At 36.4% G+C, this 25,386-nt stretch carries 30 protein-coding genes; 2 read left to right on the top strand and 28 right to left on the bottom strand.

What is annotated here, in order from left to right:
- Positions 1-259: 259 nt before the first annotated feature.
- The 10 genes from GGQ84_RS07415 to GGQ84_RS07370 all read right to left on the bottom strand — a co-directional run bounded on the left by GGQ84_RS07415 (position 260) and on the right by GGQ84_RS07370 (position 5,465).
- Positions 260-574: a hypothetical protein gene (locus tag GGQ84_RS07415; RefSeq protein ID WP_429161226.1), complete on the bottom strand. Its 315-nt coding sequence runs from the start codon at positions 572-574 to the stop codon at positions 260-262.
- A gap of 98 nt (positions 575-672) precedes the next feature.
- A complete protein-coding gene (locus tag GGQ84_RS07410) occupies positions 673-870 on the bottom strand; it encodes a helix-turn-helix transcriptional regulator (RefSeq protein ID WP_429161237.1) in 198 nt (65 codons plus the stop codon).
- 10 nt (positions 871-880) lie between these two features.
- Positions 881-1,225, bottom strand: coding sequence for a DUF3796 domain-containing protein (locus GGQ84_RS07405; protein ID WP_429161223.1), 345 nt, complete (start codon positions 1,223-1,225; stop codon positions 881-883).
- A 161-nt stretch (positions 1,226-1,386) separates the two neighbouring features.
- The gene (locus tag GGQ84_RS07400) at positions 1,387-2,121 is read right to left on the bottom strand and encodes a hypothetical protein (protein WP_429161221.1); all 735 of its coding nucleotides are present in this window, start codon (positions 2,119-2,121) and stop codon (positions 1,387-1,389) included.
- 2 nt (positions 2,122-2,123) lie between these two features.
- Positions 2,124-2,876, bottom strand: a complete 753-nt coding sequence (locus GGQ84_RS07395) for a hypothetical protein (RefSeq protein ID WP_429161218.1) — start codon at positions 2,874-2,876, stop codon at positions 2,124-2,126.
- Positions 2,854-3,756, bottom strand: coding sequence for an ABC transporter ATP-binding protein (locus GGQ84_RS07390; protein ID WP_429161215.1), 903 nt, complete (start codon positions 3,754-3,756; stop codon positions 2,854-2,856). The genes GGQ84_RS07395 and GGQ84_RS07390 overlap by 23 nt, the downstream gene beginning before the upstream one ends.
- Complete coding sequence (locus GGQ84_RS07385; protein ID WP_429161211.1) at positions 3,753-4,142, bottom strand: GntR family transcriptional regulator; 390 nt, start codon at positions 4,140-4,142, stop codon at positions 3,753-3,755. The genes GGQ84_RS07390 and GGQ84_RS07385 overlap by 4 nt, the downstream gene beginning before the upstream one ends.
- A gap of 197 nt (positions 4,143-4,339) precedes the next feature.
- Entirely contained in the window at positions 4,340-4,471 is a 132-nt protein-coding gene (locus GGQ84_RS07380) for a hypothetical protein (protein WP_429161209.1), read from the bottom strand.
- Between the two features lie 19 nt (positions 4,472-4,490).
- A complete protein-coding gene (locus GGQ84_RS07375) occupies positions 4,491-5,219 on the bottom strand; it encodes an ExeA family protein (protein ID WP_429161206.1) in 729 nt (242 codons plus the stop codon).
- Positions 5,220-5,465 (bottom strand): hypothetical protein, encoded by a 246-nt coding sequence (locus GGQ84_RS07370; RefSeq protein ID WP_429161204.1) that lies wholly within the window; start codon positions 5,463-5,465, stop codon positions 5,220-5,222.
- A gap of 312 nt (positions 5,466-5,777) precedes the next feature.
- Here GGQ84_RS07370 and GGQ84_RS07365 point away from each other — a divergent pair, with 312 nt between their 5' ends.
- Positions 5,778-5,930, top strand: coding sequence for a hypothetical protein (locus GGQ84_RS07365; RefSeq protein ID WP_429161203.1), 153 nt, complete (start codon positions 5,778-5,780; stop codon positions 5,928-5,930).
- A 79-nt stretch (positions 5,931-6,009) separates the two neighbouring features.
- On the opposite strand, the gene GGQ84_RS07360 is transcribed toward GGQ84_RS07365, so the two are convergent.
- The 9 genes from GGQ84_RS07360 to sigK form a co-directional block, all read right to left on the bottom strand.
- Positions 6,010-6,384 carry a reverse transcriptase domain-containing protein gene (locus GGQ84_RS07360; protein WP_429161201.1) on the bottom strand — a complete coding sequence of 125 codons (375 nt, stop codon included), beginning with the start codon at positions 6,382-6,384 and terminating at the stop codon, positions 6,010-6,012.
- Between the two features lie 42 nt (positions 6,385-6,426).
- Positions 6,427-7,026 carry a DUF5698 domain-containing protein gene (locus tag GGQ84_RS07355; protein ID WP_429161200.1) on the bottom strand — a complete coding sequence of 200 codons (600 nt, stop codon included), beginning with the start codon at positions 7,024-7,026 and terminating at the stop codon, positions 6,427-6,429.
- Between the two features lie 261 nt (positions 7,027-7,287).
- A complete protein-coding gene (locus GGQ84_RS07350) occupies positions 7,288-8,040 on the bottom strand; it encodes an ABC transporter permease (protein ID WP_429161198.1) in 753 nt (250 codons plus the stop codon).
- Positions 8,033-8,953 carry an ABC transporter ATP-binding protein gene (locus tag GGQ84_RS07345; protein WP_429161196.1) on the bottom strand — a complete coding sequence of 307 codons (921 nt, stop codon included), beginning with the start codon at positions 8,951-8,953 and terminating at the stop codon, positions 8,033-8,035. The genes GGQ84_RS07350 and GGQ84_RS07345 overlap by 8 nt, the downstream gene beginning before the upstream one ends.
- Before the next feature lie 254 nt (positions 8,954-9,207).
- A complete protein-coding gene (locus GGQ84_RS07340) occupies positions 9,208-10,245 on the bottom strand; it encodes an HD-GYP domain-containing protein (protein WP_429161193.1) in 1,038 nt (345 codons plus the stop codon).
- Positions 10,246-10,373: 128 nt separating this feature from the next.
- Complete coding sequence (locus GGQ84_RS07335) at positions 10,374-12,116, bottom strand: methyl-accepting chemotaxis protein (RefSeq protein WP_429161192.1); 1,743 nt, start codon at positions 12,114-12,116, stop codon at positions 10,374-10,376.
- A 290-nt stretch (positions 12,117-12,406) separates the two neighbouring features.
- Complete coding sequence (locus tag GGQ84_RS07330; protein ID WP_429161189.1) at positions 12,407-13,441, bottom strand: threonine aldolase family protein; 1,035 nt, start codon at positions 13,439-13,441, stop codon at positions 12,407-12,409.
- Between the two features lie 119 nt (positions 13,442-13,560).
- On the bottom strand, positions 13,561-15,660 hold the full coding sequence (locus GGQ84_RS07325; RefSeq protein WP_429161186.1) for a stalk domain-containing protein: 2,100 nt from the start codon (positions 15,658-15,660) through the stop codon (positions 13,561-13,563).
- Positions 15,661-15,747: 87 nt separating this feature from the next.
- Positions 15,748-16,434 (bottom strand): RNA polymerase sporulation sigma factor SigK, encoded by a 687-nt coding sequence (gene sigK / locus GGQ84_RS07320; protein ID WP_429161184.1) that lies wholly within the window; start codon positions 16,432-16,434, stop codon positions 15,748-15,750.
- 181 nt (positions 16,435-16,615) lie between these two features.
- Here sigK and GGQ84_RS07315 point away from each other — a divergent pair, with 181 nt between their 5' ends.
- The gene (locus tag GGQ84_RS07315) at positions 16,616-16,915 is read left to right on the top strand and encodes a nitrous oxide-stimulated promoter family protein (protein ID WP_429161181.1); all 300 of its coding nucleotides are present in this window, start codon (positions 16,616-16,618) and stop codon (positions 16,913-16,915) included.
- A gap of 12 nt (positions 16,916-16,927) precedes the next feature.
- On the opposite strand, the gene GGQ84_RS07310 is transcribed toward GGQ84_RS07315, so the two are convergent.
- The 9 genes from GGQ84_RS07310 to alaS form a co-directional block, all read right to left on the bottom strand.
- The gene (locus GGQ84_RS07310) at positions 16,928-17,182 is read right to left on the bottom strand and encodes a DUF4911 domain-containing protein (RefSeq protein ID WP_429161178.1); all 255 of its coding nucleotides are present in this window, start codon (positions 17,180-17,182) and stop codon (positions 16,928-16,930) included.
- Positions 17,175-18,422, bottom strand: coding sequence for a peptidase U32 family protein (locus tag GGQ84_RS07305; RefSeq protein ID WP_429161177.1), 1,248 nt, complete (start codon positions 18,420-18,422; stop codon positions 17,175-17,177). The genes GGQ84_RS07310 and GGQ84_RS07305 overlap by 8 nt, the downstream gene beginning before the upstream one ends.
- Positions 18,415-19,080, bottom strand: coding sequence for an O-methyltransferase (locus GGQ84_RS07300; RefSeq protein WP_429161175.1), 666 nt, complete (start codon positions 19,078-19,080; stop codon positions 18,415-18,417). Before GGQ84_RS07300 ends, GGQ84_RS07305 begins: the two co-directional genes overlap by 8 nt.
- A 103-nt stretch (positions 19,081-19,183) precedes the next feature.
- Entirely contained in the window at positions 19,184-20,233 is a 1,050-nt protein-coding gene (gene mltG / locus GGQ84_RS07295; protein WP_429161173.1) for an endolytic transglycosylase MltG, read from the bottom strand.
- Between the two features lie 82 nt (positions 20,234-20,315).
- Positions 20,316-21,557: a VanW family protein gene (locus tag GGQ84_RS07290; RefSeq protein ID WP_429161170.1), complete on the bottom strand. Its 1,242-nt coding sequence runs from the start codon at positions 21,555-21,557 to the stop codon at positions 20,316-20,318.
- An 85-nt stretch (positions 21,558-21,642) separates the two neighbouring features.
- Positions 21,643-21,912 carry a DUF1292 domain-containing protein gene (locus tag GGQ84_RS07285; RefSeq protein ID WP_429161167.1) on the bottom strand — a complete coding sequence of 90 codons (270 nt, stop codon included), beginning with the start codon at positions 21,910-21,912 and terminating at the stop codon, positions 21,643-21,645.
- 64 nt (positions 21,913-21,976) lie between these two features.
- Positions 21,977-22,390 (bottom strand): Holliday junction resolvase RuvX, encoded by a 414-nt coding sequence (ruvX, locus tag GGQ84_RS07280; RefSeq protein ID WP_429161235.1) that lies wholly within the window; start codon positions 22,388-22,390, stop codon positions 21,977-21,979.
- 16 nt (positions 22,391-22,406) lie between these two features.
- Positions 22,407-22,664 (bottom strand): IreB family regulatory phosphoprotein, encoded by a 258-nt coding sequence (locus GGQ84_RS07275; protein ID WP_429161165.1) that lies wholly within the window; start codon positions 22,662-22,664, stop codon positions 22,407-22,409.
- Between the two features lie 66 nt (positions 22,665-22,730).
- Positions 22,731-25,385 (bottom strand): alanine--tRNA ligase, encoded by a 2,655-nt coding sequence (alaS, locus tag GGQ84_RS07270; RefSeq protein ID WP_429161162.1) that lies wholly within the window; start codon positions 25,383-25,385, stop codon positions 22,731-22,733.
- Position 25,386: the final 1 nt, after the last annotated feature.

The following is a 25,386-nucleotide window of genomic DNA, read 5'->3' as shown; positions in this document are numbered from 1 at the left end:
ATTTTAGGATCCATTCAACTTTGGATTATTTGAGTCCTAGAGAATATAAATTACATAACCTTAAAAAAGTTGTCTAGTTTACTGTTGACAATCCATATATCGCTGACATTGAAAATGACAAAGCAAATAAACCTTCTATTGAAACATTAATCTCTAATTATAAAAATAATAGGCCTGAAAGAGTAAAGAAAAAAGCCATCCATAACAAAATGGATAGCTTATTGAACTGGCATTCACCAAATCGAGTGATGCCAAGAGTTTAATCTTCTGCTTTAACAAATGTAAAATCGTGAATATCTGTAAATAGGATAGCTTGATCTCCTATGGTGAAAATAAAATCATATTGATCGTATAAAGGGTCATCAATATAGATTTTTTTCTCTAGACATTTAATAGTATTTTTCTTCCCAATTTGATTTTTTATGTCTCTAATAGCTATTTTGAATTTTTTTAAAAAGCTCTGTTTATTCTCCTTGTTAAAATTAAGAAAATATACACTTTCGTTATTCCTAGGTACAAAATTTTCAGTCATATTGTCATCTGTAAATTCTAAAGAAACTCTCTTATAGTACATTAGCCCTTCTGCTGAGTTAATTGCATCTATAATTATTTTATCATTATTATCTATATCATCAACCTGCCAAACCGAAAAGTCTGCAATTCTACTTTACATCATACTTCTTCAAATTGAAATAGTTCTTCGATACTACTTTCTAGGGCATTAGCAATTCTCCAAGCCAGCATTAAAGACAGGTTATAGCGCCCCTTTTCGATATGACCGATGGTTTCCCGACGCACCTCTACTAGATTAGCTAATTGTTCCTGGGTAAGATCGTGACGGGCACGAAATTCTTTGATGCGGTTTTTCATTTTTATTTTCTTATCCGTCATCCACTACACCCTTCCGCTCATAGTACATTAAGCTAAAGGTAAATGTAAGGATTTTGACAACAAATATCAAAGATAGAAACATCACCGCCACTTCAAAGGATTGATAAATAGAAACGGTCACAATGGCCGCCACAGCAACAACCATAGATACCACAAAAGCATTCAGTGCAGCCCGATTCGTATTAAACCGCAATAGTTCATCATTTTGCTTCCAAGCCGGTCCAAAGAACGCAAAAAAACCAAAGAAGCCAAACATGCCATAATTTCCCGTAAACAAGCCTCCCAGACCTAAAAGTCCCAACAAACCCAAGTAACGCAATTTATTCTTTTTCATATTAACATTCCTCCCTTTTGTTCAATATTTATAACAATATGTTAGTTTTAATTCATATTATGTTATAAATATATCGCACAAGGCAGTGAACTGTCAACTCTTTATAAAAATAAAAACCTCTCAAGAGCTGTTAAACTCCTGAGAGGCTCCTTTAGCCTTGTTTATTCTCCAACAAATTGAAATTCAGCAAATTGAGATTGAAAGTTATTTTCCTCATCTATCTGAACCCCTTTGGGAACCTGGATATAAAGTACCTGGGGCCCTCCTACAGATGACATCTCTCTCCTATTCCTATTGTTATTTCCATTAGGAAAAAATTGCTTTACAGTAAAGTCCCTATCAAACCTCCCCAGTTCAATCCTTACTTCTTCAGGCATTATTACCTTAAGTTGATTTCCTTCTACTTTAACCTCAGGGGGTTTTATCTTATCAGTTAAGTCAATTCCATTTATTATATTTCTACCGGTGAAGCTAGCAGCTTTAATTTTGTCATCATCCACGTCTTTTCTTTCAACTACTACCCAAATGCGAGTGTAATCTCCTCCTGGGGACACTATTTCAAGTTGATCTTCAGTGTATTCAAAGCTCCACTGCCCAGTCATAGGTACTTTTTTAAGCTCATCTAGCCTACCTTCCATTGCTGCATCATAAAAGTTTTGACGCTCCTGGTCAGTTACCAAAATACCATTTTGCGCACCTGCTTCCCCTCCTATAAAGTCTTCCTCAGACAGCGTATGAATGAAGATGAAGGAAAAAATCAAGATGGCAACATACGCCCCCAAAATCCATTTCAATTTTTTATGTGAAGGCTTTTCACTCATGCGCTTGATAAATACAATCAAACCAATAAATAACATAATTATTAATAAGCTTGAGAATACATTAACTCCAATCATAACTATACCTCCAATCTATTAGAAATTAAAATTGAACTATAAAACAATACTAAAGCCGTAACAATTACCTTTATGGCAAACAATACTAAGGAGCTTTCATTGGTAAAGAATTTCACTGCCTCTGGTAGCAAAACACCAATATTTCCTACACCTCGTGTCCCCATAATTACTAGCCCAATAAAAATAGTAGGCAATATAATAATAAATCCTCTGTATATTTGAATTAGCGTTCCAAAAAAATAACCGATTGCACTAATTAAAATAATATAAAGAGTTGTTGCCATGATGCTCATCAATAATTCTTGAGGCAGAATAAAAAAGTGTTGGCTTGCAATATTTTCACTGCCGTAGCTATAATATGCAAGCACCCTGGTTATAACTCCACCAAATGAAGCAGTAACTCCACCTACAAGGGCAGCAGTTAGTACAAAGCCTATACTAGAAAGATTGCTGCTTAATCTATTAGTTACAAAAACAAAATCAGCTCTTCTATAATCATCTATTGTCATATTAAGAGCCAAGAAAAGCACCCAAATCATAGTAAGGGTGATTATCATGTCTCCAGCAAAGACTTTTGCTGATACAAACATCTCTCCAGTGGTGGTACCCGAACTCATAATACCATTCATTGAAAACAAAATGCCTAATGCTTGAACTACAATCAAAGTAAAGAATATGCCCATATATGCTTCAAGCTTAAATGCATACTGCTTCTTTGCAATCTGAAGTAGATTAGTTTCTGTTAAAGACATCATCTATACCCCCTTTGCCTTTAGATGTAAGATAAACACATATATCATCAACTGCTACTGGAAGTATTTCTACCCCTGCCTTCCTAGCAGCTTGTAGCTTTGACTCAGTAAGATCGTTTTTAACAACCAAGTAGCAACTATCCCTACCTAGGGTTTCCCGGTGATAAATTTTTGTGTCCTTAGTCAGTTCATCAATTACTTCTTGCTTTCCCCTCAGGCCAATGGCTAATTCCTTCAAATCTGTAACCGACATATGGAGACATTTCTCACCTTCTTTGATTAGCAAAACATCCTCTAACACATTCTCTAGCTCATTTAATAGGTGACTTGATAAGATTAATGTGCGAGGATTTTGAACATAGTCCTTGAGTAAAGCCCGATAAAAGTCCTTTCTCACTGATACATCCATACCCGTTGTAGGTTCATCAAAAACTGTCAGTGGACAGCGAGAGGATATACCCACAATCATATTAAAAGTGCTCCTCATACCCTTTGATAGCTTCCCATGAAGTTGATCTGGATCCAGAGAAAAGTAATCAAGCAGTCCTTGGGCAAGGTCCATATCCCAGTGTTCATAAAAATCGCCTGCAATTTCTAATATCTTTCCTAAGGGTAAGGATCTTGGAAATGCTAAATTCTCGTCAACAAAAATTATGTTTGCAGATACTTTAAGGTTGTTAAAAGGGTCTTCTGAAAAAACTTTTAATTCCCCTTGTGTTCTATGTAAATGGCCAGCTATTATTTTTAACAATGTGGTTTTTCCGGCTCCATTTCGTCCAATCAGCCCTGTTATTTTATTCTCTTCAATGCTAAAGGATAAGTCTTTAATAGCCTTAACTTTTCCATAGGATTTTGAGAGCCCGACACACTCTATCACTTTCATACTTTCTTCTCCTCCTCCATTTGGTCTATTGCCCTACTTATCATCTCAATCAATTCATCTTGCGTCACATTCAATCGCTCTGCTTCCATAACTAAGTCTAAAATTAAAGGCTTTAATGTCTGGTCCTTTCTCTTTTGCCTAATACTTTCTTTAGCATTAGCCTCAACAAACATACCGAGTCCCCGCTTTTTGTAGAGGATTTTTTCATCAGCCAGTATGTTAAGTCCTTTAGCTGCTGTTGCTGGGTTGATATTAAACATATCTGCAAGCTGATACTGGGAATAAATTTTCTCGTTTTCTTTGATATTGCCCGACAAGATTTCTGTCTCTAGCCACTCAGAAATCTGCACATAAATAGGCTTCATTCCTTCGGTATTGAGTTTCACCCTTTCACCACCTCCCAACTACTAGGCAAGTATAGTGCATTACTGTTGTAATGTAGTATACTATAGATTTTAAAAAAAAACAATAAAAAGAGCAGGAAATCCTGCTCTAAGTAATGGTAATCTGGAGGCCTTTAAGGATTACTTCCACTAGACCGCATCGTTTCCTGCCGATGCGGTCTTTGACTGTAGGATTCAAATTACCATTTGGGGCAAAAAAGCTTCTTGCCGTGATATGTAGCATAATAAACAATAAGCTCTCGGTATTCAATTTCATCCATCTGTTTTGCTATGTAAGCATCGCTGGCTAGAATGAGTTCTTTAGCTAGCAATTTGACGGTAGTCGGGTTTCTAAGGGAGGCTTGCTGTTGCTAGATTATTCACTAAACGAGGTATCCCTTTAGATACTGAATATATAGCCTCAGCTGCAGCTGGAGTGAAGATATTCTCTAAAGCACCAGCTACCTTAAGCCTAGTTGCTAAATAGTCTTCAATCTCGTCTTTTTTTAGGCCCTGCATTATGTGCTTTATGCTGATCCTTTGTTTAAGAGGAGAATTGACAGATAACCCTAACTTGTTTCTAATCTGGGGCTGGCCTGCTAAAATGAGAACAAAAGGGTTTTCTGAATCCATTTTAAAGCTGAATAGAAGTCTGATATCTTCTAAAATTCCATTAGAGACTAGCTGAATTTCATCTAGCATAATCACAGGAGTGATTTTTTGGTCATAGTACAGTGAACTGATAGCCTGCTGGATTTGATGAAACATGGTAACCTTTCTGTTGGCAGGAATTTCACCTAGAGCCATCAAAAGCCCTCGGTAAAAATCCATTACCGTGACAGTAGATAAGGTGAAATAGCAGGGCTTGTAGAGGCCTGGGTTTAATCCAGCAGTAACATTTCTCAAAGCAGTAGACTTACCTGTTCCAGGCTCTCCCATTAGCAGAAATATTCCTCGGGATGACTGGATGTATTTAAATCTTGATTTGAATTCTTTAATATCATTGCTCTCATAAGTATCACTAATGTCTAACTCTTTACCAAAAGGGTTGTACTTTAATCCAAAAAATTGAGGAAACATTTAGCTCTCCTCCTCCATTATTTGAGTAAAAGATATGGTCTGCTCTGTGGGTGTATCGTCTAAGGAAACCGTGGTAATGTCAAAATCCTTGTCAGCAGAATTAGAAGGAGGTCTACCCTTTCGTTTCATATGAGCATTATCGTGAAAATTAACCTGTATTGCTTCACCCACTTTTTTATCATCAGAATATATATATACTGGCATAAAAGGTGTCTCAAGCCATGTGGGCTCATATCTTATCTCCATATTCATACCTTAGGATCACTACATACATTAATTCTATCTACTTGGCTCATAAACAAATCTAGGGGACTTAAGCCATTAAGGGAGCTATGGGGCTTTTTGAGATAATCCTCATCTAGCCATTTAAAAAATTGCTTGTTTAAGGCATCAATATCTTTTACGCCAGGCTACAAGATAATATGCCTAGGAAAATAGCGCATCTAAGCAGTCCTTCAATGTCCCGCCGCTAGTGAAAGCTTTTTTTGTGTAAAGCAAAATATCCTTCAAGCTATGAATAAACCTTGGTAGACAGAAGCTAGGTAAGTAGGATAAAGTATGCCCACAGAGAGGGCAGATATACCTCCTGATGAAGATTTTGTCTTTGTAAATACTAGTAACAGAATGCCTTTGATAGAAACCATGCTTCTTGAACTGTACAACCCTATTACAGCTACTGTTATGGCACCTTCTAAAAATAAAGTAGGGTAACCACTTTCATGGCTACCCCCTTATCAAACCGCACGTGCCTTATTAAGGCATACGGCTTACCCTTATGTTACAATGATTATCAAGAGGATGCGTTCCAGGCATTTTGCATCTTTTGGAGTCGGTGAGGTGTATAATATTCCTCGCCTTTTTCTTTTGCTCTTTTAATCTTGTTTTGTTGCTTTCGTTTCTGCTTTATTGTCATTTCTTCATTCCAAAGAATAATCTGCAAGGCTCTTTTTACTCCTCGATTTGGACGATATCCTACTGACCAATTGTGAAATAATAGTTCCTCAAATTTAGGTTGAAGTACGTTTACCACACTCTGTTGAACGATACGGTCTTCAATGGTTGGGATGCCCAAAGGGCGTTTCTTTCCATCTTTCTTTGGTATGTATACTCTTTTAGCCGGTTCTCCGCTCAAATCATCAGCGCCATGTGCAACTGCCCGTCGCACAAATAGATACTCTTTTAGGAGTATCTATAAATTTATATGAGCTTAAATGGGCTTAACCCTTGTAGTAGTTATTTGACCATTTACCTTACTCAGGTTTTTGATTTTTAAATTTGGATTTTTGAGTTCACATTTTTCCAATATACTTTCTAGAATTTTAAATTCTTTTCTCTTTATAACAACTTCTACTTTATACCCTCTGTCTCCGTTATTACCTCGAGCCAAGAAGTTATTAACAGTATATCCCTCACTTCGCAATTTCTCAGCTATTTCAATCATCTTAGCTTTATTCTCTAAGAATATATCTACTTCTAAAATCCCCAAAGCTATCCGGTCTTCTATATTACCTCCAATGAATACCCCTAAGGTTTTACCTAATGCGAAAGCAACCGTGAACTGGATGCCTTCTGAACTAGTAACTTTAGATACAACGGTGGCAAATATCATAGCATCTACAAAAACTAGAAAGTATACGGGATTCATTATTTTCTTTGCTATTAGAATTGTTTTCATTGTTGCCAATATATTAGTAAACGCTGTTACTAAAAACAATCCAATAAGCATAATTAAAATGTTTTCTGTAATGACTACATCTCCTTTTTCTTTTGTTCTTCTTGTAAAGAATAATTTTTTATAGTATATCAATTTAGTATTAGTTTTTGACTAAATACAGTTTTGTTAATTTGCATAAAAAAACTAACATAATTTTGTATGTTAGTAGCTAGAGGTACCATCTATATTTTTTGTAGCGCCAGGAAAATAGATTGACATATTACTAAATAACTGAACCAATTAATAAACTAACTTAATTATAATATCATATATCCATGTTTTATGCAATAGAATTTCCTTCCTTAATTCTAAAAATTTTGGTTATTTAGTAAAAAGAGACTATAAAGTCTCTTTTTACTGTATGTCCTGTTGATTAAAGTAAACAATAGTTGCTATTAATCCTAGTAACCCTGGAACTATTATAACTACCCAAGATAGCCAATATGGATACTGCTTTATTTCTATTAGGGGGTCTATGATTCTAAGCGTTGCAGTCCATGGGTAAATTGCCAAGAATTCTGAGTTTATTATAACCAAACTTATTATTACTATACCAATAGTAAAGGCTATTGAGGCTACAAAGCTCCTAAAAATAATAGTTAGCAGTGCTAAAGGCATAACTAGTAAAAACATTAAAAATCCAGTTAATACGTAAGTTATTCCTACCTGCCAAATAGTCTCCAGGCCTATACCACCAAATCCTCCAAGCCAACTAAAGATAATACTTAACCCCAATGTATATAGTGTAAGCAACTGTATCCAACCCAAAATCAACAGACACTTGCTGAGGATTAGCATAGTCCTATTTACTGGTATAATCAATAAGTTTTTTAAGGTATCTTCTTGGTATTCACGGCTAAATGTATAGGTTGTTAGCAAACCATACAACAGGATTCCAATAATAAGAATGACAAATAAGTTTGTCTGGTTAGCATAAGTTGCAAAATCAATAGGTGCTGCCTCAGTAAGCTCTGAAATTTCAGTGCGTTGAATAGTGAGAAAAATTAAGAAGTTGATTAAAGGCGCCACACTAGCTCCTGCCAGAGTAATTAACAACATGTATGAGCGTTTTAGCTTTATTATCTCAGTGTATACGAGATTAACCAATTTGACCACCCCCTGTCAATTGAACAAAATAATCCTCCAGGTTGTCCTGCTTCATAGCTAATTCTGTTACTTTAACGCTATTAGTAACAAGCATGCGGTTAATCTCAGCTGGTGACTGACCTAAGTCGTAGATTCTAAGCTTTTCATCATCTAAAACCTGATAATTACTTATACTGAACTCTGTTTCCAGTAATCGAACTGCTTTTGAAATATTGGATACTTGTACCTGCAAATATCTTTTATTTGCATCCTTTAACTTTTCCATGTTAATTTCCTCTAGCAACACTCCCTGGTGAATTATACCCACTCTATTAGCCAGATGTTCAATCTCACTTAGAATATGACTGGAAATCAAAATTGTAATATCTCTTTCCTCAGCCAAGCTCTTAATTAAACGGCGCATTTCTTTAATTCCAATCGGGTCCAATCCATTTGTAGGTTCATCTAGTATTAATAATTCTGGATGATGTACTATGGCTCGAGCAATACCCAAACGCTGCTTCATTCCCAAGGAGTATTTCCCTACTAGTTTAGTTTGTTCGCTAGCTAAACCCACAATCTCCAAAGCCTCCTGAATTGCCTGTTTTTTCTTAATTCCCATTAATCGAGCGTTTATTTCCATATTCTCTACAGCATTTAAATTAGGGTAAAATCCAGAAAATTCCACTATAGCTCCAATGCGATTTAAGATATTTTTCTTGTTATTTTTTAGATTTGATTCAAAAATCTCTATTTGTCCCTCAGTAGGCGTTATCAACCCTAACATCATTCTAATAGTGGTCGTCTTTCCTGCACCATTTCGACCTAAAAAACCGTATATTTCCCCTTTTTCCACTGTCATATTTAACTGGTGTACTGCCCATTGAGAGCCGTAGTGCTTAGACAAATTAATTGTCTTTAGTATAGCATTCATATAAGATCTCCCCTTTTAATTAATTTTAGTTTTTAGATTTGATTACAGTTTAACACCAGCTTTTTACCTGCCTCTTAACTGTTTCTTAAATCTCAATAAGCTTTTTCAAACCTAATTCATAGATAGGTAGCTTTACAAAAAAGTTTGTCCGTTGATTAGGTACACTAGAAACTTCTTAATTAATTTGTGTAATTTTTTAATTAGATACACAGGCATAAAAAACAGTATGATAATGTATCATACTGTAACTACTTCTATACCATTTCTACAATTTTTTTATGATTGTTGCAAGACAAATCTAAAAGTCCATCTTTCAGTCTAATAATAGGCTTATGAATACAATGAGGTGGGATAAATACTATTTCCCCTATTTCTCCGGTATCCATTCTAACCTTAGATCCCACATAATAATTCGCTATATTTTGCAAGAAAAGCACAAATATTTTAGTATCAAAATGTCCTAGACCAATCTTTTCCATCTCTTTGAATGTCTCAAAAGGAGTTATTCTTTTTTTATAAACCCGTTCAGAAGTTAGAGCATCATACACATCTACTACAGAAATAATCTTTGCGTAAATAGTAATTTTATCATGGCTAATCCCCTTTGGGTAGCCACTACCATCCACTCGCTCATGGTGCATACTAATAGCATCTAAAACCTCACTTTTTATATTAGGAATATTTTTGGCGATTTCACAGCCTAAATCTGGATGTCTTTTCATCTCTCTAAACTCCTGCTCTGACAATTTTCCCTTTTTATTCAAGATGGAACCTGGTATTCTTGCCTTCCCTAAGTCATGCAGCGTACTAGCTATAATAAGATCTTTTAATTGCCACTCTTTTAACTCTAACCATTTGCCTAAAAGCATTGAGTACAATGCCACATTCAAGCTATGGGTATATGTATATTCATCGCTATTTTTAAGTTCTAAGATACATTGAATTATAGAATCACTAGAGACATCCCTGCGTTCATAGATTGAATCACTTAAACGATAAATCTTTTCTGTTCGTAAACTTCTTCCAGCTGCTAAATCGCTTACAACATCTCTGAATTCTTCAATATTTACTTTATATTCTTCTTTTTGTTCCTCTAATGATCCTCCTAAATCTACTTCAGTATCTGTGTATACTATAGTAAATACTTTTCCTGTTTTTCGTATCCTGCTCAACACGTATTCGTTTATAACTATATTTTTTGCAATTATCTTTACTCCATACCTATTGAAGATATCTTCTGCTAAGGTTTTTCCTAAAGCATCTTGATTTAATATTTGCCTTTTCTTACCCATAAGCATCACCTTCAATATTTATTGTACTTAAAAATTAGTTCTACTTCTAAAAGTCATCTTCCTTTAATTTCTAGTATTTTAGTAAAAAAAACAGGCTGTAGAAATATACATGCCTGTTGACTATAATCTTATATTTTAAATTTTGATATTTTATCTTGCATTTCTTCTGCGATTTTCGCCAAGTCTTCGCTAGCTGAGGCTAACTCATCCATGGAAGCAGTTTGTTCCTCCACTGAAGCCGATGCTTCCTCAGTACCAGCGGCATTTTCTTCAGCTATAGCTGAGAGGTTCTGCATGATTTCGATAATCTCTTCTTTCTTCTGTTCCATTTCCTGCCCAGACCGATTTAGTTCTAATATAACTTCCTTAGACTTCTCAATAGCATTGGCAATACCCTCAAATTTAGCATTTGTCTTCTCTACGCTTTCAGTTTGGGAGGCTACGATAACACCTACCTCTTTCATTGTCGAAACAGCTTTTTCCGTCTTTCCTGTCAGGTCACCAACAATAGCTTCAATTTCTTCCGTGAACTTATTTGACTCTTCAGCTAACTTACGTATTTCTTCCGACACCACTGCAAATCCCTTTCCAGCTTCTCCCGCTCTAGCCGCCTCTATGGCAGCGTTTAAAGCCAGTAAGTTTGTTTGATCTGCAATATTCTTAATCATTTGACTAGCACTTTCTATTTTCTCAGCACTTTCATTAGTATTAATTATCACGTCCGAAACTTCTTTAGCTGCTTTATTACTATTACCAGTTTTCTCTACTAAGTCGTGTATAATTACAAACCCTTCTTCTTTTAGTTTATCAACTTCACTTGTAGAAGTGTTTAATGCTCGTAGTAAGCTTTGCTCGTGCTCGACCAGACTACCCATTTCTTCAATGTGCTCTACTCCCTGCTCAGTATCTTTAGCTTGATCAGCTGCCCCCCGAGCCATCTCTTCTATTGTTCTAGCTACCTCATTGGCAGCATAGGAGGTCTGTTGGCTATTCGCAGTTAATTGCTGTGAGGATGCTGCAACCTGGTCTGAGCTACTTGTCACATCTTGAACTAGATCTATAAAGTTATTTCGCATAACAGATAGCGCCTTCGCTATAACACCAATTTCATCATTTCTTTTTATGTATTTTGTCTCTTCGGTTTTATTATCAGTTGACAGATCATATTTTGCTAGTCTATCTATTATGTGGGCAAGCTCTGAAATAGGGTTTGCGATACTTTTACCTATCGCAAAAGCTGCTCCAATTGCAAGGAGAATTGTCAAAAATCCTATTATAATAAAGCTATTTCGCATTCCAGCTAAATTGCTACTTATTAGAAGCTGTGATTCTTCTTCCGAAATCCCAAGAAACATTATTCCTATTACATTATCTTCATTATCAGTTATTGGCTCATAGGCAGTATAATAAGGTACACCCAATATCTCTGCCTCACCTATGTATAATTTTCCTTGGACTACATCTTCATATGCTACACTATCTTTTCCCAAATATGTTCCAATAGCTCTAGTTCCTTCTTCTGTCATAATGTTCGTAGAAATCCTTTTAAAATCATCTCCACTAGCTACAAATATAGTGGCCACATTTCCTAAATCATTACGAACATCATCAACCATTTCATTTCGACCTTCTATACTTTGTCCATTCTCATCAAGTAAAACACCATAACTATATGACAACTCCCCAAAGTAATATTTTAGATACATATCCGCTGACGCTAAATCCGCTCTCATTTTTTGATCTATAAGTTCTGACTGAAGGCTTATTAATCCACTAGAACTATTTCTATACCCTGTAACGCTAATGACTAAAGTAGTAATAAACAATAATAAACAAACACTTAAAATTAGTTTCGCCTTTAGACTTTTCAATTAAATCTACCTCCGCTCGAATTTAGCTTAGATTATTAGACAATATTCGACAATATTACTAAAGAAATTCGCTTCCATAGCAATAAATTCCTGCAGAAATTTTGGTAAATTCAAAAGTCTTATAATTTCAATATAATTCTATAAGTTTTCTAGAACTAACTTTCTAGTTTTGCGTTAAGAAACCACGAAACGTTGCGTTTAACTTATTCGTCTCTTGAAGTAACTTTTATAGGGCTTTCTTCTCTATCCTAGATACAAAATATCTGGTTAAAGTTCATCTAAATTGCACTTCATTTACATTTATCTAGTGCTTTTATCATGTCTTTTATAAAAGCTAACACTGCTTCTTCTTTTGTTGCCCAAGAGGTAACTATACGGATTGCAGAGTTATCATTATCAACCTTTTCCCATATATAGAAGGCATAATTCTGCTGCAGCTCATTTACTACTCGATTGGGAAGTATAGGAAATAACTGATTTGTCGGGGAATGTGTTAAAAACTCTAAACCTGCTTTGCTTATTTCACCTCTAAGCAAACCTGCCATCTGATTAGCATGCTTGGCCAATTCAAAGTATAGGTTATCTCTGAATAGCTCGAGAAACTGTATTCCCAAAAGTCTTCCTTTAGCCAACAGTGCCCCCTTCTGTTTCATATGGTATCGGAAATCCTCTTTAAGTGAATCGTGGCATATCACTAGGGCCTCACCAATAAGTGCCCCATTTTTCGTACCTCCTATGTAGAAAGCATCAACCAGTGTTCTCAAATCGGAAAATATCAAATCATTCTCTGCAGAACATAAAGCCGAACCCAACCTAGCCCCATCCATAAATAAAAAAAGGTTATTCTCTTTACAAAACCGACTCAACTGTTCTATTTCACCCTTATTATATATCGACCCTACTTCTGTTGAATTAGAGATATATACTAGTTTAGGTTTTACCATATGCTCATCCTGGTGAGTCTCAAGCACTGGTTGAATTAGGTCTGGGGTTAATTTCCCATCAACCCCTTCAATAGTTATAATTTTATGTCCTGTGGCTTCAATAGCACCAGTCTCATGGGTCACTATGTGACCACTAGTAACTGCTATTGCAGCTTCATAAGGTCTTAGAAAAGCTGAAATAGCAGTAAGATTGGTTTGAGTACCACCTGCTAATAGGTAAATCTCTATGTTACCTCCAATTTTTTGCTTTAATAACTTTACTGCTCTTTGTGTAAATATATCCTCACCATAGCCATCAACTTGCTCATTATTAGATGCAATTAATGCATTTAAAATTCTAGGGTGTGCTCCTTCGCTGTAGTCGTTCTTAAAACTATACATTATCTTTTCACCTCTTATTGTAGTCATTTTCTCACCATTAATAGTATACCAACTTCCCATGCATTGCCAAACAAAAAAAACGGACTTAACATAAATTAAGTCCGTAGAATATATAAAGTTTAATGTCTTTTTTCTGGCAGTGGCTGTATTACAATATTTATAGGGAGATTACTACCTGATGCAGGTTTAAAAACAATATCTACTATTTCTTCCTCTTCTCCAGTTCTATACAATACGGCAGCTTCGTTAGAATTTAACAAATGACTTCCCGCTGTAACCATTACCACTTCATTATTGACTAGAAATGCTCCGCTATAATAACCGCCTCGGCCATTTACTAGAATTATACTCTCTGGAGCAACTCTCTCTAACTTGAGCTGATATAGCACACCAAAATTACCCCTATTTAAAACATATTCACCAGTCATTTGATCAATACCAGCCACTGGTTTATCTTCATACCGATCTCCAAACACAATTCTTTTCGCATCATCACCCACCATTTCCCCAATTCGAATTGAACGGTTTCCATATAAAAAAGTGCCTCTAGTATGAATCCCGTCTCTTGGCAGATCTGGTAGAAGTGGTAAATGCTCAAATAAATCTTTGCCCCTATCAAGTACAACTGTTTCAATTTGCAGTGGCAATGAAGTAGTCAGGTCCGCATAAACTGACAGTGTTTGTCTTTCCAATATCCTTTTTTGGCTTACTTCAGGCAAAATAACTTTTCTTTCTCCTGGCTCTAAGATAACACTTTTTTGATTTGGTTTTGCAAAGGTATCAAAGTAACGAGCCAACGCTAATTTACCTGTGGTTGTAACCCATTCATGGGGGCCAGCCATGCCTATATGTGGTATCTTTATTTCTACTGGTTCATCATAAATGTTGGTAGCAACTATATAGATATTTACTGGATTTTTGCGATTATTTTGCTTATGTAACATCACTCGCCCATTTCCTTGTACAACACCCCGATAATAGATACCTTCCTGTCGAATAGATTCTGGACTGTTACTATGGTACAAAGTATGTTCTTCGTTCTCAATTTCATAATTAATAATAGGATATGAGATAATATTTTGCCCTGCAATTAGGTACTTTTGTCCCACAGGTATAAACAATGGGTAAAATTCCTCACTGGTATATAAAACTTCCTCTTTAATTACTATTTTTTTAGTATAGGTGCTCTTTAACCCATGCTGGTCAACCACTTCCAATACAATCTCTTGCTTACCTGCTGAAAAAAAAGCGGGCTCCTTGTTTGTCCATGCTCTTTTCACAATATCGTCCTCATCATCATAGCTCAGGTCAGTATAGATGATGGGCTCTCCTATAAGATACTGATCTTTATCTGTGGAGAATTTAGCTACTGGTGGTTGAGGTTCTGGTAAAACATTAACTTTCACCTTAAAGGGGTCACTCCAGATGCCATTTTGATCCTTTACCCTTCTTGTAACTGTATAGGTGCCCGGGGCAGCAAATACCTCCTGCTTACCTTCCCATACCTCATCCACAATTCCAAAGTTTTGCGGGTGTTTATATTCATCGATATATGTAACCCTAGTTTGCCCCGCATAAATTGTAGCAGGTTGCACAGAAAAATTTGCAACTGGCTTTGTACTCCAATATAAATGAACAAAATTCTGCTTCAGCTCAGGATGCACTCTCATATTAAAATGCGTAACAAAAGTGCGCAATGGTATCATCATTGTCTGGTTCTCAATAAAAGGTATTCCATGAGTAGAGGTTATTCCTTGATTATTTACTTGATATTGAGCGCGGTTAACTTGAAATCGCAACTCTATTTCTTCATTACTTATCTTAGCTACCTTTGTTTGATTATCATAGGAAACAGATAATCCCAACCTTTCTGCTAAGACTCTTAAAGGTATGTATGTAACTCCCTGCCGAATAGTAATAGGGTTGTTAGCAAGATATTGTTGCTTATTATGGTAGATTTCTTTGCTTCCTACAGTAAAAATTATATGATCTGTATAAGTTTTACTCTGCATACTTTGTGTACTTTCATTTGCATTTAATACTGTGTTGCTAGAAATAAATAAGACAAAAATTAGTAAAAAAACTATCAAATTATTGAATTTTAAGCTTTTCAAATTATGTCCTCCATCTCCAAATATAGTTATACTTCTTTTAATAATAAGATTAAAAATTCCAAAAAGCAAAGGTAAATTATTGTAGTTGCTTGTATTGGACGACATCTCAATTTAAAAAGTTCCATGGATACCTTTTTATATCAGTTAAATCTTTCAAAGAAATTTAAACACCACAAACCGTGGTGTTTAAGCTTAATCCATGTCTTTAAGTAGCTTTTGTAGGGCCTTTTTTTCAATCCTAGAAACATAAGATCTAGATATTCCCAGTGATTTAGCAATATCTCTCTGCGTTTGCTTCAATTGGTTAAATAGTCCATATCTCAGTTCAAGTACTTTCCGCTCCCGCTTGCTGAGTTTTTGAACCTTTTCCAATAGGCGCTTATATTCAAAATTATTTTCTACTACTTCCGCTACCTCATTGGGATCTGTACCTAATACATCAATTAGGGTTATCTCATTACCATCTTTATCAGTACCAATAGGATCATAAATGGAAACTTCCCCTCGAGCCTTCTTTATTGCCCTAAGGTGCATTAGTATCTCATTCTCAATGCACCTAGCCGCATATGTTGCCAACTTCGCACCCTTATCTGGGTTAAAAGTATTTATTCCCTTTATCAAGCCAATAGTTCCTATAGAAATTAAGTCATCCACCTCTTCTCCTGTACCTTCAAATTTTTTTGTAATATGAGCTACTAGCCTTAGATTATGCTCTACTAGTATGTTGCGAGCATTTTCATCCCCTTGGCTTAGCTCTTGCAAATAATATCGTTCTTCTTTTGCTGACAAGGGGTGTGGAAAAGCATTATTGCTAATATAAGAAACTAAAAGCGTAATTCCTTTAACTAGCAAGGCTAAAAACGCTGCAAGTCCGTACATAACCCACCTCCACAAAAGTTTATTTTACACTTTACATTTATATGGTGGTGGGTATATTTTTGTGCTTGGCTACATATAAATATTTTTTTGTAATATATCTTACATTTCTAGTAAGCTTATTCTGGTATTATAGTGTTTATAATATTTCATTAGATGAGGGCTAGTCTATGGAGGTCATACTATGGGTAGAGTAGAAAGAGAGAAACTTACAATAAAGCGAATGATTCAACTTTACTGCAAAAAAGAGCATGGGCAGAGTAAACTCTGCCCCGATTGTCAAAAGTTATTAATTTATGCAGAAAAAAGACTTAGTAGGTGTAAGTTTGGTTCCCAAAAACCAGTGTGCGCCAAATGCTCAATTCATTGCTATGCCAGTCCTATGCGCGAACAAACTATTGATATCATGAGGTATTCTGGACCAAAAATGATCTTTAAACACCCTATACTGGCATTACACCATATATTTGATTCATTCAAATAAAGTGCGAAAAGTTTATGCATCTAATATTTTTTCAGCCTCTTGGAAACTAATTATCTTTATTTCACAGGGCATGTTTTCCAATATTTTTAACACTTCACCTTTAGTATCTGCTGTTACCTGAACCATGGCCACTCCTTTTTTCCCTGAAATGGTAGTGACTATCCCTAAGTGGCTGTATCCTTCTATAATTTCATCTAATAAGACGATTTTACTGGGTTCTAGCAGAACTAGTATTTTTAGAGGATCATTTATTTCATCTTTATTCACTAGATACATTCCCCTCTGGCACCTGTCGTCGCACTAAGCTATTTTCTGCTAATTTCTTGGACACCTTAACCTTAATCATTTGATGTGGGTGAGGTGCCACTTGAATTTTCTCACCTGTTTTGGCATCCCACATATCTGTTACTGTAAACATGTATATTTCATCATCAGATGGAGATATTACTTCTAACTCATCCCCTACTTGAATCCTATTCCTCTCTTCCACTAAGGCCAGCCTGTGATCACTGTCATAATCTTTCACTAAGCCCACAAAATCATAGTTTCTCACATAGGCTGAGTCCCTATAATTGTGATCTTTTGAGCTAGGATTGTCGAAATAAAAACCAGTAAAATAATCCCTGTGGCTCACCTTTAGAAGTTCACTATACCATTCTTCGTTAAACTTGTATCCTTGAGGGTTTTCCATATATGTATCTATTGCCTGACGATATGCCTTGATAACAGTTGCCACATAATGAACACTTTTCATGCGCCCCTCTATTTTAAAAGTACTAATTCCCGCCTTGATAAGCTCTGGTATATACCTAATTAAGCACATATCCTTGGAATTAAAGATGTAGGTTCCTCTCTCATCCTCTTGAACTGGGTAGTACTGACCTGGACGCTGCTCTTCTACTAAGTAATATTTCCATCTACAGGGATGGGCACAGTGCCCTCTATTGGCATCCCTTCCAATCATATAATTGCTCATAAGACAGCGACCTGAGTAAGAAATGCACATAGCTCCGTGAACAAAGGCCTCTATCTCTACTTTTACCTTATCTCTAATCATTCTAATATCTTCTATAGATAATTCTCGGGCCATTACTAACCTTTTTACTCCTACCTGTTCCCAAAATAGAGCAGAAGACCAATTAGTATTGTTAGCTTGGGTACTAAGATGTATGGGAATGCTTGGACAATACTGTTGAGCTAGTCTAATAACTCCAGGGTCGGCCACAATTATGCCATCTACTTGCAATTGCTCTAATTCTTCTAGATATTGAGGCAAACCAATAAGATCTTCGTTGTGAGGTATAATATTAACCGTTATGTAAATTTTTTTACCCCTGGCATGTGCAAAACTTAACGCCTCTTTTAATCCATCTATAGAAAAATTACCTGCAGCCGCTCTTAGGCCAAAGGATTTACCCGCTAAATAACAAGCATCTGCACCATAAGTCAATGCTATTTTTAACTTTTCCATATTGCCCGCTGGAGCCAATAATTCTGGTTTATTCACACAAATCTACCTCTTTCTTGTAACTTATTGAAACCCCATCTCCAATGGGGAGTATTGATGTCTCATAACTAGGATGCTGGGATAGCATCTTTAAGTAAGTCCTCAATCTAGTGATTAAAGTCTTTTTACGTCTGGGGTATACAGAACTGGGTAAAACAAGCCCCCTAAAAAGTACATTATCTGATACTAATAGTCCTCCTGACTTCAGCAATGGTGAACATAAATCATAAAATTCTAAGTACTGACCTTTAGCTGCATCACAAAATATAAAGTCGAACTTTTCGTCTTTCAATTTAGGTATTACTTCCCTAGCATCACCTTGAAGCAAGTGGGTGTATTCCTCAATAGCTGCAACTTTTATGTTCTCTTTTGCCCGAGCAAAAAAATCTTCGCGCAATTCTATAGTAACTATCTTTTTTTGAGATTGATTAGCCATAGCCTGTCCCATACATATAGTTGAGTATCCTATAGCTGTGCCTATTTCCAACACTTTTTTCGGCTTGTGCATAGTTATTAGTGTGCGCAGTAGCTGCGCCACCTCAGGTTCTACTATGGGAATATGCTCAGTATTAGCCTCTTGTTCTAATTGTTCAAGAATGCCCGTCCTGTCTGGCAAGAGCTCTCTTAAAAACTCATTCATTTGTTTAGTATTTATCATGGTTGTTCCTCCACATTGTAGCATTGGAAAATGTGTGGCATGTCTGCCACACATTTATGTTATTATCTATATTGTAACTATTTTCCTTTACTTTTATTGCCTCTTAACGTAAATATCGGTTTCTAGCATTAAGGTGTTCCCCGTATGTTTTGCTAAAGTAATGAGACCCATCTGGCTTCAATACATAGTATAGATAATCGTGTTCAGCTGGTTCAAGGACAGCACGAATTGATTTTTCACCAGGAGCTGCAATAGGGCTAGGAGGCAAGCCCGGATATTTATAAGTGTTGTAGGGTGAATCCACCTCTAAATCACGATACAATAGCCTCTCTTTATGCTCAGGCAATGCGTATTGCACCGTTGCATCTATCTGAAGTGCTTTACCTATCCTTAGTCGATTAAAAATAACCCCAGCTATCTTAGGTCTGTCCTGATCAACTTTTGCTTCTCGCTCGATTAGTGAGGCAATTGTCACTACATCCAAAATTGATAGACCTACTTCTTCCATTTGGCTCAACATTTCTTCGTCAAAGACTGTGTTAAATCTGTTTAGCATCATCTTAACTATTTCCTCTTCACCCATATTAGTGGTATAGGTGTAAGTATCAGGAAACAAAAAGCCCTCTAACCTCTTCTCACCTTGGAGCAACTCAGCTTCAAAAGGTACTGCTACTTCTTGTGTTGCATTTAGAAAATGTTCCTTATCAACTATTTCTTTATCGTGAAGTCGCTGAGCTATTTGTACAAGAGTTAGGCCTTCCGGGATGGTAAATTGGTATATTACCACATCTCCTGCTACAATCTTCTCAGCAATTTCTTGAACTGACATGCTTTTACAAAATTCATATTCCCCTGCTTTAAAATTTCCATCATATCCGTTAAACCTGGAGTATAATCGGAAAATGACAGGATCTTTTATCAGCTTTTCTCCCTCTAATATTTCAGCAATTTTATGGGTAGAGGCGCCCATTGGTATTTCCACATGAACTTCTTCTCCTTCAGGAGAAACAGGACTTAACCCAGTAGTATAATAGTTGTAGCCGAACAGAGCTATAATAGCTAGAGCCACTGCCATTACTAGTACAATGATCACTAATATTTTAACTATTGGTTTAGTATTTCTTACACCTTTATTTTCTGTGGTTGGGTTCATTTCTCTGCCTCTTTTCTAGTATTTTCCCTCCTATTATACATTTTTTTTGGTTTTGGTACAACCTTTAGGCTTCTATGATCTATTATTGAATTGGATATTTGTCATTTGATACTTCCTCTTTAGATATAACTTCACCATCATTTAAAAATTTCCTAACTACTTTAACTTGATGATATTCACTATCCTTAATAGCCTCTTGTTCTAAGATAACATCTTGCAGGCTATCTTTCTTTCCATACATGGAAACTTTTAAATTGCTCTTATTTACCATTGCAGTTACTAAAATATTTCCACCAGAATTATTTTTAAATTTCAAATCTAAATAATCATAATAAACTGCTGCATCTAATCCCAAATCTACATAGCTAACTGGTAACGAATGAGGAGTGCGTTCCACAATTTCTAGTCCCGACAGGAGTGCAGTATTGTATATGGTTGTTGATACTTGACAAATTCCTCCCCCAACTGCATCCACAAACTCTCCATCCACGATAATTGGTGCCTTCTGATATCCTTTATCTCTAGATTGAGACCCAACTATTTCATTAAATGAAAAAATGTCGTCTTCAAATAATAGGTACTTATTTATTTTCTCCGCTGCTATTATAATATTATTTATTCGTGCTGAATTGCTAGAATCAAACTCTGTTGTTTTACTAGCTAGTTTTGTATTAATTTCCAATGCTTTTAGGTCTCTTTCAATAGTGCTTGGGATAACCGTAATTAGGGGAACCTCAATATAATCACTATTCTTCTCAACTGCATTTATTAAGTTTTGTTGTAAATTATTTAAATCTATTCGCCTGCCAATTACCTCACTCTTTATAGCTATTTCTCCTGTTTCAGTCAGATAAAATTGGGCATCCTCCGGTAACTTCTCTAATTCACCTTTAATTGCATCTATTGCTTTAATCATTTTATCTTGATTAATTTCCCAAGCTAAGGGAATATCTGCTCCTTTATACCAAGTTTTGATTCTTTTTTTTACATTAATTGTTGCTGAATCGTTCCGTCCAATCTCATAAGCACTTCCAGTAACCTTGGCACTATTCATAGCGTACCCAAGATCTTTTTTATTGAGCACCCATTGATGTTCCTGGTACTTAAGTTTGATATCTCCTTGTATTAGTTCTGCCTCCACTTGTAATAAGTAGTTGGATAACTCAGCTCTCGTGTTTCTAGAAAAATCCTTGCCGTATACTTTAACTCCAGGGGCTATAGTCTCTTCCTCTAGGAATACTACATTTAATACCAAGGTAACTATCACAGTGCCTCCTAAAAATACTATAATACTAGCTACACTTAATAAGAGCTTTTTTTTCACTCTCTCACTCCCAACGACAGTTTATACATACTTATTACCGCCCTATAGGAAAGAGTACAAAAAAAAAGCCAGAAATCTCTGGCTTTTAAGCATCTTCTTCTGAAATTTTGCTCTCCCATGCAGCTGCAACTTTTTCCCACTCGTCATCTTCTTCAATGCTGTGTAGTACTTCATTTCCACTGTCATCAGTGTCAATTCTTAAAATAATCGCTTCGTCGTCTTCTTCATCTTCTTCAACAGGTAACAGAATTGCATACTCTTTTTGCTCTACCTCGATTATATCCAATACAGAAAATTGATGTTCTGTACCTTCTTCATCTTCCAACGTAATAATATCTTGATTTTCTTCTGTCATTTTATACACCTCATTTTAATTATAAATTTTACTTACTTATAAGTTTAACCCTTATTATGGAATTTTATTTAATACTGTCTAAATAAGACTGTAAAATCATAACAGCGGCAACCTTATCAATAACCTTTTTTCTCTTTTTACGAGATACATCCCCTTGCAACAGCATTTTTTCTGCTGCAACTGTAGTCAATCGCTCATCCCAAAGTACTGTGGTAATAGAAAGTCTCGCTTCCAACTCCTTGGCTAGCTTTTGAGCTTTTATTCCTCTTTCTCCTACAGAGCCATCCATATTCTTGGGAAATCCTATTACTATTTTGTCACATTCATATTCTTTTACTAAATCTCCAATTATTTTAACGCCCCGCTCTAAGCTTTCTTCCCATTTTACTGTGTCCTTGCCTTGAGCAGTCCATCCCAGTTCATCACTTACAGCAACCCCTATTGTTTTCGAACCTACATCTAGTCCAATTATTCTCACCATTTAACTCCCTTATTTACTTACCTAGGTATTTTTTCACTAACTCTTCCATCAGGTCATCTCGCTCAATCTTTTTTATTAGCGTTCTGGCATCATTGTGACTGGTAATATAGGCAGGGTCGCCAGATAAAAGATAGCCCACAATCTGATTGATGGGATTGTACCCCTTCTCTTCAAGAGAATTATATACCGCAACTAGCACATCTTTTGGGTTTAATTCCTCATCACCTGTGGCTTTAAACATCATAGTCTTATCATAATTATTTTCAGACATATTACCACCCTCCTATTGCGCTTATACTATTACTTATTCTATAGAGTATTAGCATTTCCTGCTAGTTTATGGTATCTGTTTAGCAATTACATTATGGACAGCTGCAATGGCCTCATCTAACTTATCGGGATTCTTCCCACCTGCTTGAGCCATATCTGGTCTGCCACCACCACCGCCACCTGCAATAGTAGCCACTTCTTTTATTAGCTTGCCCATGTGAGCACCTTTTTTAACAGCTTCTTTAGTTGCCATTGCCACAAAGTTAACTTTACTATCATTTTTTGCGCCTAAGAGTACTACTCCTTCTCCCAGCTTGTTTTTCATCATATCCGCCATATTCCTCAGGCTGTCCATATCCGCCACAGTAACCTGTTGTGCTAATACCTTGATGCCACCTATTTCCTCTGCTTGATTTAGAAATTGATCTGCTTGAGAAGATGCTACTTTGTCATTTAGGGCCTGCAACTGCTTTTCAGTGTTTTTAAGTTCAGTTATCATGTTGCTTGCCTTTTGCTCTACTTCCATTACTGGGGCCTTGAGTATAGCTGCAGTCTTCTTCAAAACCTGTTCATATTTATTTACTAACTGTAGGGCATTTATTCCTGTAGCTGCCTCTATTCTTCTAATTCCTGAGCCAATGCCGCTCTCTGATACAATCTTGAACAATCCCACTTCACTGGTTCCCTCTAAGTGAGTTCCACCACATAGTTCTAAACTATAATCGCCTATTTTAACTACTCTAACAGTGTCGCCATATTTTTCACCAAATAAAGCAGTAGCACCCATTTGCTTTGCTTCATCAAAGCTAGTTTCCTGAGCTGTCACAGAAATATTGCTAAATACTACCTCATTCACCTTGTCTTCAATTTCCTTTAGCTCTGCTTCTGTAAGCGCAGTAAAATGTGTAAAGTCAAATCTAAGTCTATCAGGGGTTACTAGAGAACCTGCCTGATTCACGTGTTGACCTAAGACTTCTTTTAAAACTTTATGTAATATATGGGTTGCTGTATGATTTTTGGCAGTTTCATTTCTGCTTTCACTAACTATAGCCACTGCTTGTCCCTCAGTTACAGACCCCTCTTGTACATTCCCATAGTGAATAATATTGTTATCTGGGAGTCTTACTACATTAGTAACAGATACAAAACCCTGATTGGTCTTAACTATACCTTTATCAGCAACCTGTCCTCCACCTTCTGGATAAAAGGGTGTTTCCTCTAAGACAATTGCTACCTGAGTTCCAGCTTCAGCACTTTGAATTGGACTTCCCGTTTCCTGTAGCATCAGCTTTGATATGGCAGTTTCCACCTTTAACTGTTCGTAGCCAACAAACTTGTATGCCTCTATACCGCTAAGGCTTTGCACGTATTTGGCAATGTCGTCTCCTAGGTTACTATTCTGACGGGCATCTCTAGCTCTTTGTCTCTGTTCTTCCATAGCTTTTTCAAAGCCAGCTTTGTCAACACTAAGTCCCTGTTCTTCTGCAATGTCCTCTGTCAAATCTATGGGGAAACCATATGTATCGTACAGCATAAACGCTTGAGGGCCAGCTATTTTCTTCTTGCCTTCTGCCTTAAGTTGTTCTACTATATCGGCTACCATCTTAATACCATCATTCAGGGTTTCATGGAAGCGCTCTTCTTCTATCTTTATTACTTTTTCTACATAATCGCGCTTTTCAGCTAGCTCTGGATATGCAGTACCCATGATTTCAATAACCTTAGGTACCATTTGGTACATAAACGGTTTGTCTATTTCTAATACTTTCCCAAACCTAACAGCTCTACGTAAAATCCTTCTTAGCACATAGCCGCGTCCTTCATTACTTGGCAATACACCGTCGGTAATTAAAAAGGTACAAGCGCGGACGTGATCTGCAATTACCCTAAAAGGAAATCCTTCCACTCCTGAAACATACTTCTTGCCACAAAGATTCTCCACTGCATTTATCAGAGGCTTAATTAAATCAGTTTCAAAGTTGGTATCTACCTCTTGTAGGATAGATGCAACTCGTTCCAAACCCATCCCTGTATCAATACTGGGTTTTGGTAAGGGAGTCATTTTTCCTGCTTCATCCCTGTTATACTGCATAAATACTAGGTTCCATATTTCTAGCCATCGATCACAATCGCATATGCCAATACCACACTCTTCAGCTTCGCAGGCGTATCCTTCTCCTCGGTCAAATAATATTTCACTACAAGGACCACAAGGACCAGTATCACCCATAGACCAGAAGTTATCTTTTTCTCCTAACCGTAGAATTCTATCAGCTGTTACCCCTACTTCTTCTTGCCATAGTTGATGGGCTTCATCATCATCTAGGTAGATGGTAACCCACAAATCCTTTTTATCTAGTTTTAGTTCTTCAGTCAAAAAACCCCAAGCAAAATTAATTGCTTCCTTTTTAAAATAGTCACCAAATGAGAAATTTCCCATCATCTCAAAAAAAGTGTGGTGCCTAGCCGTTCTACCCACTGTGTCTAAATCATTGTGCTTTCCCCCAGCCCTAACACACTTTTGTGCAGTGACTGCTCTAGTATAATGTCTCTTTTCTAATCCCAAAAAAATTTCTTTAAACTGAACCATACCTGCATTAGTAAATAGTAGTGTGGGATCATCTACTGGTACAAGTGATGAACTGTCAACCTTTGTATGCCTTTGCTTTTCAAAGTAGCTAATAAATGTGTCCCTTAGCTCGTTGCCACTCAGTTTTAACATC

It is taken from the genome of Desulfitispora alkaliphila, from assembly GCF_050433185.1.
In the GTDB taxonomy this organism is placed as follows: Bacteria; Bacillota; Desulfitisporia; order Desulfitisporales; family Desulfitisporaceae; genus Desulfitispora; species Desulfitispora alkaliphila.
This window is presented reverse-complemented; position numbering and strand designations above follow the sequence as displayed.